15 protein-coding genes and 1 other RNA gene are annotated in these 16,235 nt (G+C 70.9%); 14 read left to right on the top strand and 2 right to left on the bottom strand.

Annotated features, from left to right (window positions below; genetic code table 11):
- Positions 1-22: 22 nt before the first annotated feature.
- Complete coding sequence (locus IE185_RS24305; protein ID WP_138897255.1) at positions 23-217, bottom strand: hypothetical protein; 195 nt, start codon at positions 215-217, stop codon at positions 23-25.
- Between the two features lie 257 nt (positions 218-474).
- On the opposite strand from IE185_RS24305, the gene ftsE reads away from it, so the two are divergent.
- The 5 genes from ftsE (at position 475) to ssrA (ending at position 4,315) form a co-directional block, all read left to right on the top strand.
- Entirely contained in the window at positions 475-1,164 is a 690-nt protein-coding gene (gene ftsE / locus IE185_RS24300; RefSeq protein WP_028815006.1) for a cell division ATP-binding protein FtsE, read from the top strand.
- A 9-nt stretch (positions 1,165-1,173) separates the two neighbouring features.
- Complete coding sequence (gene ftsX / locus IE185_RS24295) at positions 1,174-2,091, top strand: permease-like cell division protein FtsX (protein WP_138897256.1); 918 nt, start codon at positions 1,174-1,176, stop codon at positions 2,089-2,091.
- Between the two features lie 68 nt (positions 2,092-2,159).
- The gene (locus IE185_RS24290) at positions 2,160-3,332 is read left to right on the top strand and encodes a S41 family peptidase (protein WP_138897257.1); all 1,173 of its coding nucleotides are present in this window, start codon (positions 2,160-2,162) and stop codon (positions 3,330-3,332) included.
- Positions 3,333-3,350: 18 nt separating this feature from the next.
- The gene (smpB, locus tag IE185_RS24285) at positions 3,351-3,836 is read left to right on the top strand and encodes an SsrA-binding protein SmpB (protein WP_138897258.1); all 486 of its coding nucleotides are present in this window, start codon (positions 3,351-3,353) and stop codon (positions 3,834-3,836) included.
- A gap of 108 nt (positions 3,837-3,944) precedes the next feature.
- Positions 3,945-4,315: a transfer-messenger RNA gene (gene ssrA, locus IE185_RS24280) on the top strand.
- A 29-nt stretch (positions 4,316-4,344) separates the two neighbouring features.
- Here ssrA and IE185_RS24275 read toward each other — a convergent pair.
- Entirely contained in the window at positions 4,345-5,664 is a 1,320-nt protein-coding gene (locus tag IE185_RS24275) for an MFS transporter (protein ID WP_138897259.1), read from the bottom strand.
- Positions 5,665-5,747: 83 nt separating this feature from the next.
- On the opposite strand from IE185_RS24275, the gene IE185_RS24270 reads away from it, so the two are divergent.
- From IE185_RS24270 to IE185_RS24230, 9 genes are all read left to right on the top strand, one after another.
- Positions 5,748-6,713: a LysR family transcriptional regulator gene (locus IE185_RS24270; RefSeq protein WP_138897260.1), complete on the top strand. Its 966-nt coding sequence runs from the start codon at positions 5,748-5,750 to the stop codon at positions 6,711-6,713.
- Positions 6,714-6,872: 159 nt separating this feature from the next.
- On the top strand, positions 6,873-7,682 hold the full coding sequence (locus IE185_RS24265; protein ID WP_189716001.1) for a hypothetical protein: 810 nt from the start codon (positions 6,873-6,875) through the stop codon (positions 7,680-7,682).
- Between the two features lie 110 nt (positions 7,683-7,792).
- Positions 7,793-9,916, top strand: coding sequence for a bifunctional polysaccharide deacetylase/glycosyltransferase family 2 protein (locus IE185_RS24260; RefSeq protein ID WP_138897828.1), 2,124 nt, complete (start codon positions 7,793-7,795; stop codon positions 9,914-9,916).
- Positions 9,913-11,175 (top strand): acyltransferase family protein, encoded by a 1,263-nt coding sequence (locus IE185_RS24255; RefSeq protein WP_138897827.1) that lies wholly within the window; start codon positions 9,913-9,915, stop codon positions 11,173-11,175. Before IE185_RS24260 ends, IE185_RS24255 begins: the two co-directional genes overlap by 4 nt.
- Positions 11,176-11,281: 106 nt before the next feature.
- On the top strand, positions 11,282-12,613 hold the full coding sequence (locus IE185_RS24250) for an MFS transporter (RefSeq protein ID WP_138897826.1): 1,332 nt from the start codon (positions 11,282-11,284) through the stop codon (positions 12,611-12,613).
- Between the two features lie 119 nt (positions 12,614-12,732).
- Positions 12,733-13,884, top strand: a complete 1,152-nt coding sequence (locus tag IE185_RS24245) for a uroporphyrinogen-III synthase (protein ID WP_229843669.1) — start codon at positions 12,733-12,735, stop codon at positions 13,882-13,884.
- Positions 13,885-14,103: 219 nt separating this feature from the next.
- Entirely contained in the window at positions 14,104-14,763 is a 660-nt protein-coding gene (locus IE185_RS24240; RefSeq protein WP_189715999.1) for a CGNR zinc finger domain-containing protein, read from the top strand.
- Positions 14,764-14,853: 90 nt separating this feature from the next.
- Positions 14,854-15,441: a sigma-70 family RNA polymerase sigma factor gene (locus IE185_RS24235; RefSeq protein WP_138895469.1), complete on the top strand. Its 588-nt coding sequence runs from the start codon at positions 14,854-14,856 to the stop codon at positions 15,439-15,441.
- Positions 15,438-16,193 carry an anti-sigma factor family protein gene (locus IE185_RS24230; RefSeq protein WP_138895470.1) on the top strand — a complete coding sequence of 252 codons (756 nt, stop codon included), beginning with the start codon at positions 15,438-15,440 and terminating at the stop codon, positions 16,191-16,193. Before IE185_RS24235 ends, IE185_RS24230 begins: the two co-directional genes overlap by 4 nt.
- The last annotated feature ends 42 nt before the right edge of the window (positions 16,194-16,235 follow it).

The following is a 16,235-nucleotide window of genomic DNA, read 5'->3' as shown; positions in this document are numbered from 1 at the left end:
CGTGGAAGCGGTACGGCGGGGTCTACGCGGTCTGGTGCACCAGCAGGGCCACCGCGGCCACCAGCAGGGCCACCAGCACCACCAGCGTCGCCGGGGTCAGCCCCGCCAGCGGGCCGCCCTCCTGCTGCATCCTCGCCCTGTTCGCCCGGCAGACCGGGCAGCGGCCCTGGTTCACGGGCGCCGCGCAGTTCGCGCACACCAGTCGGTCATAGGTCATGCGCTTTCCTCCTCCCGCGCGGCGGAGCCGCCTGCGGCCGTTCTCCCGCCAACGCTCAGGGGAACGTGACTGTTCCCCCTCCCACTGTGCCAGCTCGCGCGGGTTCCGGCGCGCCCCGTCGGGTTACGGCCGTTCTGTTCCGGTCGCGATGCGGTGCCGATCCGTGATAAATCGCCCATCGCAGTACGCGGACTGCGCGGTCCTGCCCGCGTCGCGTATGGTCACGCTCACCTACTCCCGGCGACCGTGGTGCACCCGTGATCCGATTCGACAACGTCTCCAAGACCTACCCGAAGCAGAGCCGCCCCGCCCTCAGGGATGTTTCCCTGGAGGTCGAGAAGGGCGAATTTGTCTTCCTCGTGGGCTCTTCCGGCTCCGGTAAGTCAACCTTCCTGCGGCTGCTGCTGCGTGAGGAGCGCGCCAGCCACGGCATGGTGCACGTCCTGGGCAAGGACCTCGCGCGCCTGTCCAACTGGAAGGTGCCGCAGATGCGGCGCCAGCTCGGCACCGTCTTCCAGGACTTCCGGCTTCTTCCCAACAAGACCGTCGGGGAGAACGTCGCGTTCGCGCAGGAAGTCATCGGCAAGTCGCGCGGCGAGATCCGCAAGTCCGTGCCCCAGGTCCTCGATCTCGTCGGCCTCGGCGGCAAGGAGGACCGGATGCCCGGCGAGCTCTCCGGTGGTGAGCAGCAGCGCGTGGCGATCGCGAGGGCGTTCGTCAACCGCCCGATGCTGCTGATCGCGGACGAGCCGACCGGCAACCTCGACCCGCAGACCTCCGTCGGCATCATGAAGCTGCTGGACCGCATCAACCGCACCGGCACCACTGTGGTGATGGCGACCCACGACCAGCAGATCGTCGACCAGATGCGCAAGCGCGTCATCGAACTCGAGGGTGGCCGCCTCGTGCGCGACCAGTCTCGCGGCGTCTACGGATACCAGCACTGAAAGGACGCCATGCGCGCCCAGTTCGTCCTGTCGGAGATCGGCGTCGGTCTCCGCCGGAACCTCACCATGACCTTCGCGGTGGTCATCTCCGTAGCCCTCTCCCTCGCCCTCTTCGGCGGGGCGCTGCTCATGCGCGAGCAGGTGAGCACGATGAAGGGCTACTGGTACGACAAGGTCAACGTCTCCATCTTCTTCTGCAACAAGAACGACGCCGAGACCATCCCCAGGTGTTCCAAGGGAGCGGTCACGGCGGAGCAGAAGAAGGAGATCGAGACCGACCTCGACAAGATGGACATCGTCGAGAGCGTCACGTACGAGTCGGCCGACCAGGCGTTCAAGCACTACAAGGAGCAGTTCGGGGACACGTCGATGGCCGACACCATCACCCCGGACCAGATGCAGGAGTCGTACCGGGTCAAGCTCAAGGACCCGGAGAAGTACAAGGTGGTCGCCACCGCCTTCGAGGGCCGGGACGGCGTGCAGTCGGTCGAGGACCAACGCGGCATCCTGGACAACCTCTTCGAGCTGATGAACGGCATGAACGTGGCCGCGCTCTGCGTGATGGCCCTGATGCTCGTCATCGCCCTGATGCTGATCGTCAACACCGTGCGCGTGTCCGCGTTCAGCCGTCGGCGTGAGACCGGCATCATGCGGCTCGTCGGCGCGTCGAGTTTCTACATCCAGATGCCGTTCATCATGGAGGCCGCGTTCGCCGGCCTGATCGGCGGCGTCTTCGCCTGCGGCATGCTGCTCGTCGGCCGGTACTTCCTGATCGACCACGGCCTGGCGCTGGCCGACAAGCTGACGCTCGTCAACTTCATCGGCTGGGACGCGGTGCTGGCCAAGCTCCCGCTGGTGCTCGCGATCGCGCTCCTGATGCCCGCCCTCGCGGGGTTCGTGGCATTGCGCAAGTACCTCAAGGTGTGACATGAGCCCCTGGCGCCGTACGGTCAACCGACCGTGCGGCGCCCTTCGTTTGTCCTAGACTCGGCGCCATGTTGGGCCCTGAAGTCACCTTTCGTCCCCGCGGTGTCCGCCGCGGGGCGGCCCTGACACTGGTTTTCGCGATCGTGCTCGTCACCGCCGCCGCCACCGACTCGTGGCCGGGCGAGGACGAGAAGTCGCCCCCGGCCCCCGCGCGCTCCGTCGTGGTCGCGGCCGACCGCGAGGCGGTGGCCGACGCCGCCGCCGAGGCGATGGCGGACGGCAAGTCCGGCAAGGAGGCGGCCGAAGAGGTCGTCAGCCGCAGCGGGGACCGGTGGGGCGCGGTCTACGACCCGGCGGAGTACGAGGAGTTCGAGCAGGCACTCGGCGGCGAGTACACGGGTGTCGGCCTGTGGGCCGAGCGCGCCGGGGACGGCCGCATCGAGGTCTCCAGGGTGCAGCGCGGCGGCCCCGCCGAGCGGTCCGGTATCCGGGCGGGCGACCGGCTCCGTACGATCGACGGGCACCCGGTGGAGAACCGCCCCGTCACCGAGGTCGTCCAGCTGCTGCGCGGAGACGGCGGCGACGCGGCGAAGGCCGGCAGCCCGGTGGTGCTCGGCCTGGAGCGCGGCGAGCGCCGGTGGGACGAGCGGCTGCGGCGAGCGCGGCTGACCACCGAGGCCGTGACCGTCGAGCGGCTCGCGGACGGCGCCACGCTGATCAAGGTGGCGTCCTTCACCAAGGGCTCGGGCGAGCGGGTGCGCGAAGCGGTCCGCGCCGTGCCGAAGGACCACGGCGTACTCCTCGACCTGCGCGGCAACGGCGGCGGGCTCGTCACCGAGGCCGTCACCGCCGCCTCCGCCTTCCTCGACGGCGGGCTGGTGGCGACGTACGACATGGAGGGCGAGCAGCGCGCGCTGTACGCGGAGCCGGGCGGCGACACCGAGCGTCCCGTCGTGGCCCTCGTCGACGGCGGCACCATGAGCGCGGCGGAGCTCGTCACGGGGGCGCTGCAGGACCGTGGCCGGGCGGTCACCGTCGGTTCGCGGACGTTCGGGAAGGGCTCGGTGCAGATGCCGAGCCGCCTGCCGGACGGTTCCGTGGCCGAGCTGACCGTCGGGCACTACCGGACTCCGGCGGGCCACAGCGTCGACGGGAGGGGCATCAGCCCGGACCTCGCGGTGAGCGAGCGGGCACAGGAGCGGGCCCGGACAGTATTGAGTGGCCTCGGGGGAGGGTCGTAGTGCGAAAATGGCCGCACTATGGCTAAGGAAAAAGGGCGCAAGCTGATCGCGCAGAACAAGAAGGCGCGACACGACTACCTCATCATCGACACGTACGAGGCCGGCATGGTCCTGACCGGCACCGAGGTGAAGTCCCTGCGCCAGGGACGCGCCTCGCTGGTGGACGGCTTCGTCCAGCTCGACGGCGGCGAGGCCTGGCTGCACAACGTGCACGTGCCGGAGTACTCGCAGGGCACCTGGACCAACCACTCCGCGCGGCGCAAGCGCAAGCTGCTGCTGAACCGGGCGGAGATCGACAAGCTGGAGAGCAAGACGTCGGAGTCGGGTCACACGATCGTGCCGCTCGCGATGTACTTCAAGGACGGCCGGGCCAAGATCGAGATCGCGCTGGCCAAGGGCAAGAAGGAGTACGACAAGCGGCAGACGCTGCGCGAGAAGCAGGACCTGCGGGAGACGAACCGGGCGATCTCGGCGGTCAAGCGCAGGGAGCGCGGGCAGCTCTGACGGCGCGGGGGCGGGCCGGCGGGAATAGGCTGGCACGGTCGTGCGTTGTTCACGTACGATGGCACCTGTGCCTCCCGGGGCACGTGTACCACCTTGATAAAACAACATGGGGATGATCGGTTTCGACAGCGGATGTCGAGGCAGGGGAAGCGAGTCGAGGAAGCGGCAATGATCTCGTTAACCATATGTCGCAACCAATAATCGCCGATTCCAAGCGCGATTCCTTCGCCCTCGCTGCCTAAGTAGCGACCTAGCGAAGTGTCAGCCCGGGGGTGTTCCCGACCCGGATCCTGGCATCATCAAGGGAACTAAACCACTCGGTCCGGTCACGGGATCGGGTGGGAAATCAAACAGTGACTGAGCCCGTCGGAGACTTGTCCGTGTGATCTCCGGGGCCGAGAAAAGCGCAGCGGACTGCACTCGGAGAAGCCCTGTTTCTGCACCGTTGGACGCGGGTTCGATTCCCGCCATCTCCACAATTCCCATGTGAGGCCGAGGCCCCGCCGTCCTAGGACGTCGGGGCCTTTGTCGTGCCCGTGAGCGCCGCGCACAGCAGCAGCGCCACGGCCGCCGACGCCACGGGCGCCCCGTAGCCCGCGGCCGGGGTGACGTGTTCGGCCAGCCAGCCGCCGGCCGCCGAGCCCGCGGCTATGCCGCCGAGCAGCGCGGTGACGGCCAGCGTCATGCCCTCGTTCAACCGGGCCGCGGGGACCACGCCTTGGAGCAGGGTCATGCCGGTGACCATCGTGGGGGCCGTGGCCGTGGCCGCGCCCGCCGGCAGCAGCGCCGCGGCGACCGCGGCCAGCGAGCCGGTGGACGCCGCCACCAGGGGGAGGAACATCAGCGCGGTCATGGCCGCGACGCATACGAGCAGGCGGCGGTGCGCGTGGCGCGCCGGGCGCGCGGACCCGTACAGCAGGCCCGCCGCGCACGAACCCGCTGCCTGGAGGGCGAGGACCGGTCCCGCCATGGCGCCGTGCCCGGCGCCGTCGGCGAAGGCCAGCGTGACGACCTCCATGGAGCCGAAGACCGCGCCGGTGGCGAGGAAGACCGCGAGCAGCGCGGGCATGCCGGGCAGGCGGACCGGGGAGCGGGCGCCCGGCGTGCGGGGAGTGGTGGGCGGTTCGGTGGCGCGCTGGGCGGCGAAGACCAGGACGCCGGTCATCATCAGGACCGCCCCGGTCAGCGTGCCGGCCTCGGGAAAGAGCGCCGTACAGAGGAAGGCGGCGGCGACCGGGCCGAGCATGAAGCACAGCTCGTCGGCCGCCTGCTCGAAGGAGTTGGCCGTGTGGCGCGCCGCCGGGTCGTCCCGGAAGAGGTGGGCCCAGCGGGCGCGGGACATGCCGCCGGTGTTCGGAGTGGTGGCGGTGGCGGCGTACGCGGCGAAGAGCGTCCAGTCCGGTGCGCCGTGGCGGACGCACAGCAGCAGGGCGAGCGAGCCGAGTACGGCGACGGCGGTGGCGGGCACCGCGACGCGGGCCTGCCCGTGCCGGTCCACGAGCCGGGCCGTCCAGGGCGCCACGACGGCGGTGACGGCGAGACCGGTCGCGACGACCGCTCCGGCCAGGGCGTACGAGCCGCGCGAACCGGCGATCATCATGACCGCGCTCACGCTGAACATGCCCATCGGAAGCCGGGCGAGGAAATTGCCCGCGGTGAAGGCACGCGCCCCGGGGGTGGCGAACAGGCGGCGGTAGGGCGAGAAGCGGCCGGGCCTGCGGCGCGGCGGCGTGCGGCGCGGTGCGTACGCGTAGTCGGGGCGGTCGGCGGCGATCAGGACGTCGCCGGACACGGCCAGGAGAGGGGAAGGGGTGTCATGAACGGGCATGGATCAACCTTCGGGGCGGGAACGCCGGGCGGTCCAACACCTTCCGGGCGCCCATTCACGCACCCGCGTTGTAAGTTCACGGCGTGCCCCACGACATAGAACCCCGCCTTCTGCGCGCCTTCGAGGCGGTCGCCCAGGACCTCCACTTCACCCGGGCGGCAGCCAGGCTCTACACGGCGCAGCAGGCGTTGAGCCGTGACGTGCGGCGGCTGGAGCGGGAGCTGGGCTCCGAGCTGTTCGTACGGTCCACCCGGAGCGTGTCGCTCACGGCGGAGGGCGAGCGGCTCCTGCCGTACGCGCGGCGCGTGCTGGCGGCGTACGACGAGCTGGGCACGGCCTGGGCGCGCGACGAACGGCCACTCGTCTTCGACGTCGGCGCGTACGTCGGCACCGCGTACCAGGTGCTGGAGGCGGCGCGGGCGGCCGCGCCCGACGTGGAGTTCGTCGCCCGCTTCCACAGCGGTCTCACGGGTGCGGCGGCCGCGATCGTCGCCGGCCGGCTGGACGTCTCCTCGGGGCGCGTCGCCGGGCTCGATCCCGCCCTGCTCGACCAGCTGGAGCACCGGCCGATGCGCTTCGAGCGGATGGCCGTACTCCTCGCCGAGGACCACCCGCTGGCCGCGCTGGACGAGGTGCCGCTGGGCGCGCTCGCGGGGGAGACCCTCTACGCGGCGGCGGGCAACGCGGCCACCGCCGAGTGGACCGATCTGGCGGTGCGGCTCTTCGCGGGGCGGGGCATCGCGGTGGCGGCGCCGTTCCCGGAGATCGAGGGCGCCGAGGAGTTCGTCCGGGTGATCCGCAAGCGGCGCTGGTCGGTACTGGCGAGTACCGAGTTCATCGCCGTTCCCGGCATGGAGCTGCGGCCGATCGTCGATCCCGTACCACTGTCGCCGATCTCACTCGTGTGGCGAAAAGGTCTCCGCCATAAGGGGCTTGAGGTGCTAAAAGGGACGATTTGTGAGCTCGGGGAACGGGATCGATGGCTGGAAATCCCCATAGGAGGCTGGCTTCCCGAAACCGATATGTCACTGATGCTCAACAACAACTGACTCAACAGCCCTCCTGTCATCGGCGTGCGCTACATTCATCGCCTGGGTGCGGTGTGATAGGGGGCGCCCGGAGTGGGTGGGGGCCCGTTCCGGCAACAGATCAACCGAGCAGTCGCGGCGCGCACCCCAGTCACTTCAGTGGGGGATGTGCGTACAACTGTGGACAATTGGCGAGACGATGCCCGATCCGGGTATCCCCAGGAACCGATCCCGAGCGAGATCACGGTCCAGCTCGGCATGGTGCGGCCGGGCGACCTCGGCCACCCGCCGCAGACCCAGGAGCTCCAGGAGCTCCAGGAGAGCTCCGACGGTCCGGTCTTCGTCGACGCGACCGGCCGCCGGAGCAAGAAGCTGCGCCGCATCGGCTGGGTTCTCGCCTTCGCCTGCGCCTGTTACGCCGTCACGCTGGTCGTCGCCCTGGCCGGCGGCAACTCCGCCGCGCCCTTCCTCCAGATACCCGGCCTCGCCGACGACAAGAAGAAGGCGGACACGGTCCGGATATCCCCGGCCCCCGACGATCCGGCGTCACCGGGATCGACACCCCCGGTGACCGCGGGTGCGACGCCGTCCGCCTCCGCCGGCGCCACCGAGCCGCCGGCCGCCGACGGGCCGGCCGGCGTCGCCGGCCCGCTGGACCCCGCGCCCGGCGCGAGCTCGTCCAAGAGCGTCGGCGCCCCCAAGGAGAACCTCCCGCCGGCCACCGGCGGCACCGGCTCCGGTACGAACCCCGCCCCGGCCGACCCCGGCACGGACCCGGCGCCCGGCACCGACCCCGACGGCGGCGACCCGGGCACGGACCCCGGCACCACCGATCCCGGCGCCGACCCGGGACCCGGCACCGACCCCGGCCCGGGCACCGACCCCGGCGCGGACCCAGGCGGAGGCGACCCGGGCGCCGAGCCCGCAGACCCGCGGACGGACCCCGCCGCAGGCGGCACCACCAGTCAACTTGCCGCGAAAGGCACGTAGCACACATGGCATCCCACGGCAGGCGCGCGCACCGCGCCCACCGCGCACCTCGCCCCACCGGGGCGCCGCGCGCGGCCCGCGGCCGGCGCACCGTCCGGCGGCGCATACCCATGCGCTATCTGCTGCCCTCGCTCTTCCTGGTGGCGCTGCTCGCGATGCTGATGCTGCGCGGTTACGTGCACAGCGAGATCCTCGCCGACCACCGCGTGCGTCCGCCCGCCCCGATCGACAAGGTCCCCGAGCACATCCTCAAGGGCGGCCCCGTCATCGACGCGCGCGACGCGAAGGCGCCCAAGGCGCTCAGCGTCCCCGACCGCAAGCTCGTGCTGACCTTCGACGACGGCCCCGACCCCGAGTGGACGCCGAAGGTCCTCGACAAGCTCAAGCAGTACGACGCCCACGGCGTCTTCTTCGTCACCGGCACGATGGCCTCGCGCCACCCCGACCTGGTCGAGCGCATGGTGGCGGAGGGCCACGAGATCGGGCTGCACACCTTCAACCACCCCGACCTCTCCTACCAGTCCACGGACCGCATCGACTGGGAGCTGTCCCAGAACCAGCTCGCCATCGCGGGCGCGGCCGGCATCCGGACCTCGCTGTTCCGTCCGCCGTACTCCTCGTTCTCCGACGCCCTCGACAACAAGTCGTGGCCGGTGACGCAGTACATCGGCAGCCGCGGCTACATCACGGCGTTCAACAACACCGACTCCGAGGACTGGAAGCGCCCCGGGGTCGAGGCGATCATCAAGCGCGCCACCCCCAGGGGCACCGACGGCTCGATCGTGCTGATGCACGACTCCGGCGGCGACCGCTCGCAGACGGTGGCGGCCCTCGACCGCTTCCTGCCGACGATGCAGGACCGCGGGTACGACTTCACCAACCTCACCGAGGCCCTGGGCGCGCCCACCGCGCACACCCAGGTGACCGGCCCCGAGCTGTGGAAGGGCAAGGCCTGGGTCTACGCCGTGGCCTTCTCGGAGAAGACCACCAGCGTCCTCGTCGCGGGCCTCGCCGCCATCGGCGTCCTGGTGATGCTGCGCTTCGGCATGATGCTGCTGCTGTCGTTCCTGCACGCGCGCAAGGTCCGCAAGCGGGACTTCAGCTGGGGCCCGGAGTTCACCGAGCCCGTCTCGGTGCTCGTCCCGGCGTACAACGAGCGCGAGTGCATCGCCAACACGGTCCGCTCGCTGATGACCAGCGAGCACCCCATCGAGATCATCGTCATCGACGACGGTTCGACGGACGGCACGGCCGACATCGTCGAGGCGATGCGCCTGCCGAACGTACGCGTCGTACGCCAGCAGAACTCGGGCAAGCCCGCCGCGCTCAACAACGGTCTCGCGCACGCCCGCTACAACATCGTCGTGATGATGGACGGCGACACGGTCTTCGAGCCCGCCACCGTCCGCGAACTGGTCCAGCCGTTCGGCGACCCCCGGGTCGGCGCGGTCGCGGGCAACGCCAAGGTCGGCAACCGCGACTCGCTGATCGGCGCCTGGCAGCACATCGAGTACGTGATGGGCTTCAACCTCGACCGGCGCATGTACGACCTGCTGGGCTGCATGCCGACCATCCCCGGCGCGGTCGGCGCCTTCCGCGCCGACGCGCTCCAGCGCTTCGGCGGCATGAGCGAGGACACCCTCGCCGAGGACACCGACGTCACCATGGCCCTGCACCGCGACGGCTGGCGGGTCGTGTACGCCGAGAAGGCGCGCGCCTGGACCGAGGCCCCGGAGAGCGTCCAGCAGCTGTGGTCGCAGCGCTACCGCTGGAGCTACGGCACCATGCAGGCCATCTGGAAGCACCGCCGGGCGGTCATCGAGAGCGGCCCCTCCGGGCGCTTCGGCCGCGTGGGCCTGCCGCTGGTGTCCCTCTTCATGGTGCTGTTCCCGCTGCTCGCACCCCTGATCGACGTGTTCCTGCTGTACGGCCTGGTCTTCGGCCCCACTCAGAAGACCGTCGTCGCCTGGCTCGGCGTGCTCGCCGTCCAGGCGGTCTGCGCGGCGTACGCCTTCCGGCTCGACCGCGAGAAGATGACCCACCTGATCTCGCTGCCCCTCCAGCAGATCCTCTACCGGCAGCTGATGTACGTCGTGCTGCTCCAGTCCTGGATCACCGCCCTGACCGGCGGCCGGCTGCGCTGGCAGAAGCTGCGCCGCACCGGCGCGGTCGAGGCGCCCGGCTCCATCCCGGGCCAGCGCCAGCGGAGCAACGAGAAGAGGCCCGTCGCATGACCCCCGGCACCACCCCCGGCCCCGCCTACGGCACGGAGCCCGCCTTCGCCGCGTTCGGCACCGACACGACCGCGCAGCTGCCGCGCGCCCGGCACAAGGCGGAGCCGGCCGCGCCCGCCGCGGCGGCGGCCCGGCCGGGCCGCGACCGCTACCTCGACGTACTGCGCACCATCGCGCTCGTGCGTGTCGTCGTCTACCACATCTTCGGCTGGGCCTGGCTGACGATCCTCTTCCCGTCCATGGGCGTGATGTTCGCGCTGGCCGGGTCGCTCATGGCGCGCTCGCTGAAGCGGCCCGCCGCAGGCGTGATCCGGGGTCGCGTCCGACGGCTCCTGCCGCCGCTGTGGGCGTTCTCGCTCACCGTCGTGCCGATCATGTTCTATTTCGGCTGGGAGCCGCTGAAGGAGGAGGGCATCTGGTGGTTCCTGAAACTCGCCAACTACGTCTTCCCCGTCGGCGCCCCGCCGTTCCCCTGGCACAGCGGTGACAAGGCCGGCCTGCTGGAGGACACCTGGGCGGTCCAGGCGGCGGGCCCCCTCTGGTACATCCGCGCGTACCTCTGGTTCGTCATCGCGTCCCCCCTCCTCCTGTGGGCGTTCCGAAAGGTGCCGTGGCTGACGCTGCTGGCCCCGCTCGGCGTCACCGCGGTCATCGGATCGGGCCTGTTCACGATCCCCGGCGAGTTCGGCAACGCCCTCACCGACTTCGCGGTCTACGGCTCCTGCTGGGTGCTCGGATTCGCCCACAACGACGGCCTGTTCGAGAAGGTCCCGCGCTACATCTCGGTGTCCGTGTCGACGCTGCTCATGGCGTTCGGCCTGTGGTGGGCGTCCTGGCACCTGACCGCCGACGGCTGGGACCTCAACGACATCCCGCTCGCCCAGGCGGCCTGGTCGTTCGGCTTCTGCGTGATCCTCCTCCAGTACTCACCGGCCTGGAAGGAGCTCCCGCCCCGGCTCAAGGGCTTCGACACCGTCATCACCCTCGCCAACAACCGGGCCGTGACGATCTACCTCTGGCACAACCTGCTGATCATGGCGACCATCCCGATCATCGACCTGCTCTTCCAGATCCCGGGCGTCTGGCCGACGTACTCCGGCTACATCGAGAGCGCGTACACGACCCTCATGCTGATCGTCGTCTGGCCGCTGATCGGCCTGATGATCATGGCGGTGGGCTGGCTGGAAGACGTCGCCGCGCAGCGCAAGCCGCGCCTGTGGCCGAACGGCGCGCCGAAGAAGCGCTCACACCCGCGCTGACCGCCGGGTGAGAGCAAGGTTGCGCGCCGGTCACCTCACGGCACGGGCCTGAAATGCTCTGTCCCTAACGTCGCCTCCACGACCCGAGAACTCGTGGAGGCGCGTCATGGCAGGCCGGTGGATCGAACAGTGGGACCCCGAGGACGAGACCTTCTGGAAGGAGTCGGGGGAGCGGATCGCCCGCCGCAACCTGCTCTTCTCCGTACTCTCCGAGCACATCGGCTTCTCCATCTGGACCCTGTGGTCCGTCATGGTGCTCTTCATGGGCCCGGAGTACGGCATCGACCCGGCGGGCAAGTTCTTCCTGATCGCCACCGCCACCCTCGTCGGCGCCGTCGTGCGCGTGCCCTACACCTTCGCCGTGGCCCGCTTCGGCGGCCGGAACTGGACCGTCTTCAGCGCGCTGATGCTGCTGCTGCCCACGGGCGCGGCGTACGCCGTCATGGAGCCCGGCACCTCCTACACCACCTTCATGGTGGTCGCGGCGCTCACCGGCGTCGGTGGCGGAAACTTCGCCTCCTCCATGACCAACATCAACTCCTTCTTCCCGCTGCGCAAGAAGGGCTGGGCGCTGGGCCTGAACGCGGGCGGCGGCAACATCGGCGTACCCGTGGTCCAGCTCATGGGCCTGCTCGTCATCGCGGTGGCCGGAGCGACCCACCCGCGTGTCCTGCTGGCCACGTACATCCCGCTCATCGTCGTCGCGGCGGTGTGCGCGGCGCTGTACATGGACAACCTGGCGCCCGTACGCAACGACACGGGGGCGGCGAAGGCGGCGGTGCGCGACCGGCACACCTGGATCATGGCCTTCCTCTACATCGGGACGTTCGGCTCCTTCATCGGCTACAGCTTCGCCTTCGGCCTGGTCCTCCAGACCCAGTTCGGCCGTACGCCGCTCCAGGCGGCCTCGCTCACCTTCGTCGGCCCGCTCCTCGGTTCGCTGATCCGTCCCCTCGGCGGCTCCCTCGCCGACCGCTTCGGCGGCGCGCGCATCACCCTGTGGAACTTCGCGGCGATGGCGGCGGCCACCTCCGTGGTCGTCTACGCCTCGACCACCAAGTCCCTGCCGGTCTTCCTGACGGGCTTCACCGCGCTGTTCGTCCTGTCCGGCCTCGGCAACGGTTCGACGTACAAGATGATCCCGGCGATCTTCCAGGCCAAGGCGCTGGCCAAGGGCATGGAGGGCGAGGCGGCCGCGGCGTACGGGCGGCGGCTGTCCGGGGCGTCCATGGGCCTGATCGGCGCGGTCGGCGCGCTGGGCGGGCTCGCGATCAACCTGGCCTTCCGGCAGTCCTTCCAGACCGCCGGCACGGGCACGGCGGCCTTCGCGGCCTTCCTCGCCTTCTACGCCGCGTGCTTCACCGTCACCTGGGCGGTATACCTTCGGCGTCCGGTGGCCGTACCGGCGAAGCCGCAGCTCACGTATGCCGAGGTGTGAGGCGCGCAGGTCCGTAACGGCCGGGAAATACGGTGGAACCGAGCCTGTCACGTGAGGTTGACAGGCTCGGCCCTCCGCATCACCAGCACAGCGGTATGAGAGCCGGGTACGCCATGTCCGTGAACACCACCACCCCCGAACCACAGCACGGCCCGCTCGCGGGCTTCACCGTGGGCGTCACCGCCGCCCGGCGCGCCGACGAACTGGGCACCCTGCTGAGACGGCGCGGCGCGGCGGTCCTGCACGCGCCCGCCCTGCGGATCGTGCCGCTGGCCGACGACAGCGAGCTGCTGGCCACCACCAAGCAGCTGATCGACCACGCACCCGACGTGGTGATCGCGACGACGGCGATCGGTTTCCGGGGCTGGGTGGAGGCGGCGGACGGCTGGGGCCTGGGCGAGGCGCTCCTCGCCCGCCTGCAGGACGTGGAACTCCTCGCCCGCGGCCCCAAGGTGAAGGGCGCGATCCGGGCGGCCGGCCTCACCGAGGAGTGGTCACCCACCTCCGAGTCCATGGCCGAGGTACTCGACCGCCTGCTCGCCGAGGGAGTGGCGGACCGCCGTATCGCGATCCAGTTGCACGGCGAACCGCTCCCCGGCTTCGTCGAGGCGCTGCGGGCCGCCGGCGCGGAGGTGGTGGGCGTGCCCGTCTACCGCTGGATGCCGCCCGAGGACATCGCACCGCTGGACCGCCTCATCGACGCGACGGTCTCCCGGAGCGTGGACGCCCTGGCCTTCACCAGCGCCCCCGCGGCGGCGTCGCTCCTGTCCCGGGCCGAGGAACGCGGCCTGCTGCCGGACCTCCTGGCGGCCCTCGGTCACGACGTACTGGTGGCCTGTGTCGGCCCGGTCACCGCCCTCCCGCTCCAGGCGCACGGCATCGACACGGTCCAGCCCGAACGCTTCCGCCTGGGCCCGCTGGTCCAGCTGGTCTGCCGCGAACTCCCGGCCCGTGCCCGCACCCTGCCGGTCGCGGGCCGCAGTGTCGAGATCCGCGGCCAGGCGGTCGTGGTCGACGGCGAGCTGCGGCCCGTGCCGCCCGCCGGCATGTCCCTGCTGCGGGCCCTGGTCCGCCGCCCCGGCTGGGTGGTCTCCCGCGCCGACCTGCTGCGCGCGCTCCCGGGCTCGGGCCGCGACGAGCACGCGGTGGAAACGGCGATGGCCCGCCTGCGCACGTCCCTGGGCGCGCCCAACCTGATCCAGACGGTGGTCAAACGCGGCTACCGCCTGGCCCTGGACCCCACAGCGGACACGAAGTACGCGGACGGGTAACCCCCTCGCGGGGCACCCTGCCGCGCCTTGCACGCTGCCGGGACGGGACGTGCCGGGGCGCTCCCCGCAGGGTGTCGAACGCTGCCCGGCCCCGCCCCCGCCCGCCCGCCACTGACCCGAAGCCTCCGCGCACCCGCCCCAGGGGTTCCGGCGGCCCCCGCAGACGGGCACTCTGGGGGTGACGACACCCACCGGTAACCCCGAGGCGGTGACAGGCGCATGGCAGCCGGCACAGGCGCGTGCGGCATGCGGTTCGACTCCGGCCGGGTCTGCCTGGACCTGGTGGCGACGGGAGCGCACAGCACCGACCAGCTGAGCCACCCCGACCGCCTCCGCGAGTGGCTGGTCAGGAGCGGCCTCGTGCCGGGCGAGGCCGCGCTGGACGCGGTGGACGAGGCGTGGGTGCACCGCTTCATCGAAGTACGCGCGCAGGTCACGGAATTGGCCCGCGCGGCACTGACCGGCCGCCCCGCCGCCCGGGCCCTGCGCCACATCAACACGCTCGCCGCCACCCCGCCCCCCGGCGTCGGAGCCGTGCGCGCCGCCGACGGCACCTGGCGCAGGACCCTCAGCGACGCCCCCGCGTGCGCACCGCTGCTCGCCGCTGTCGCCCGCGACACGGTGGATCTGTTGACCGACCCCGCCGCCCGCGCCCTGCTGCGCGAGTGCGAGGCCGACAACTGCCGCCGCCTGTACCTCGACACGTCGAGGGGCCGCCGAAGGCGCTGGTGTTCCAGCGAGGTGTGCGGCAACCGGGAGCGCGTGGCCCGGCACCGGCGCCGGGCCACGACAAGCGCCGGCGCGCGACCCCAAGCCCCAGCCCCAGCCCAAGCCCAACCCCCAGCCCCGGCCCAACCCCCGGCCCGGACAGGCGCCTGAAAAGTTTTTCGGATCGCGTTGAGTCATTCGCCGAGCCCACGCGTAGTGATGGGGGAGGGAGCCACACAGGGTCTCGACCGGGAGGTTCGGGTGCGCGAGGATGCGGCCGTGGCAGATAGCCGTCAGCACAGGGCTCGACATCGCAGCGAGCGACCGCGCGCCGAGAAAGCGACCCCCGACGAGGAGTTGATGCGCGCGCTCTACAGAGAACACGCGGGACCGCTGCTCGCCTATGTACTCCGTCTCGTCGCCGGCGACCGCCAGCGCGCCGAGGACGTCGTACAGGAGACGCTCATTCGTGCCTGGAAGAACGCCGGTCAGCTCAATCGGGCGACCGGCTCTGTCCGCCCCTGGCTGGTGACGGTCGCGCGACGCATCGTCATCGACAACCATCGCAGCCGGCAGTCCCGGCCGCAGGAGGTCGATCCGTCACCGCTGGAGGTCATGCCCGCGGAGGACGAGATCGACAAGGCGTTGTGGCTGATGACGCTCTCCGACGCACTCGACGATTTGACTCCCGCCCACCGGGAAGCACTTGTCGAGACGTATTTCAGAGGGCGTACCGTCAATGAGGCGGCGGAGGTGCTCGGCATACCCAGCGGGACCGTCAGGTCCCGGGTCTTCTACGCACTGCGCTCGATGAAGCTCGCACTGGAGGAACGAGGGGTGACGGCATGACGACGCACGACCGGCACTCCGAGCACGACGCCGTGGGCGCCTACGTACTCGGCATCCTGGACGATGCGGAAGCCACCGCCTTCGAGGCCCACCTGGCGTACTGCGAGTTCTGCGCCGCCCAGCTCGACGACCTGGCCGGCATGGAGCCGATGATGGCGGCGCTGGCCGAGTCCCCCGGTCCGCCCCCGCGGTTGACCGAGCCGAGCCCGCAGCTCCTGACCCGGCTCACCGACGAGGTCGCGGTGGGCCGTGCCCGGCGCCGGCGCCGCGGGCTGTACCTGGTGGCGGCGGCCGCCGTGCTCGTGATCGGCGGCCCGGCCGTCGCGGTGGTGGCGACCTCCGGCAACGATCAGGGCCGGCAGGTCGCGGGAGAGCCGCACCCCACGAGCCCCGCCGAGGACGCGTTCTTCAACCACATGGAGGAGAAGATCGTCGCGACCGACGCCTCCACCAAGGTCAGCGCGACGGTCGGCATGGAGAAGAAGGCGTGGGGCACCCACACGGTCCTGGAGCTCAAGAACGTCAAGGGCCCGCTGAAGTGCAGCCTGATCGCCGTCTCGAAGGACGGCAAGGAGGAGACGGTGACGAGCTGGGCCGTCCCGAAGTGGGGCTACGGCATCGCGGGCAGCACGCACGAGATGGCGAAGAACCCGCTGTACGTCCACGGCGGCGCGGCGATGGACCGCGGCGAGATCGACCATTTCGAGGTCCGTACCTTCGACGGAAAGCGTCTCGTCGAGGTCCAGGCCTGACGGCTGGGCGCCCGTAGCCCGGCAGAATTCCGACAGATCACC

The sequence above is a fragment of the Streptomyces chryseus genome, from assembly GCF_014650755.1.
Classification (GTDB): Bacteria; Actinomycetota; Actinomycetes; order Streptomycetales; family Streptomycetaceae; genus Streptomyces; species Streptomyces chryseus.
Note: the sequence above shows the minus strand (reverse complement) of the source record. Positions and strands in the feature narration are given on the sequence as shown.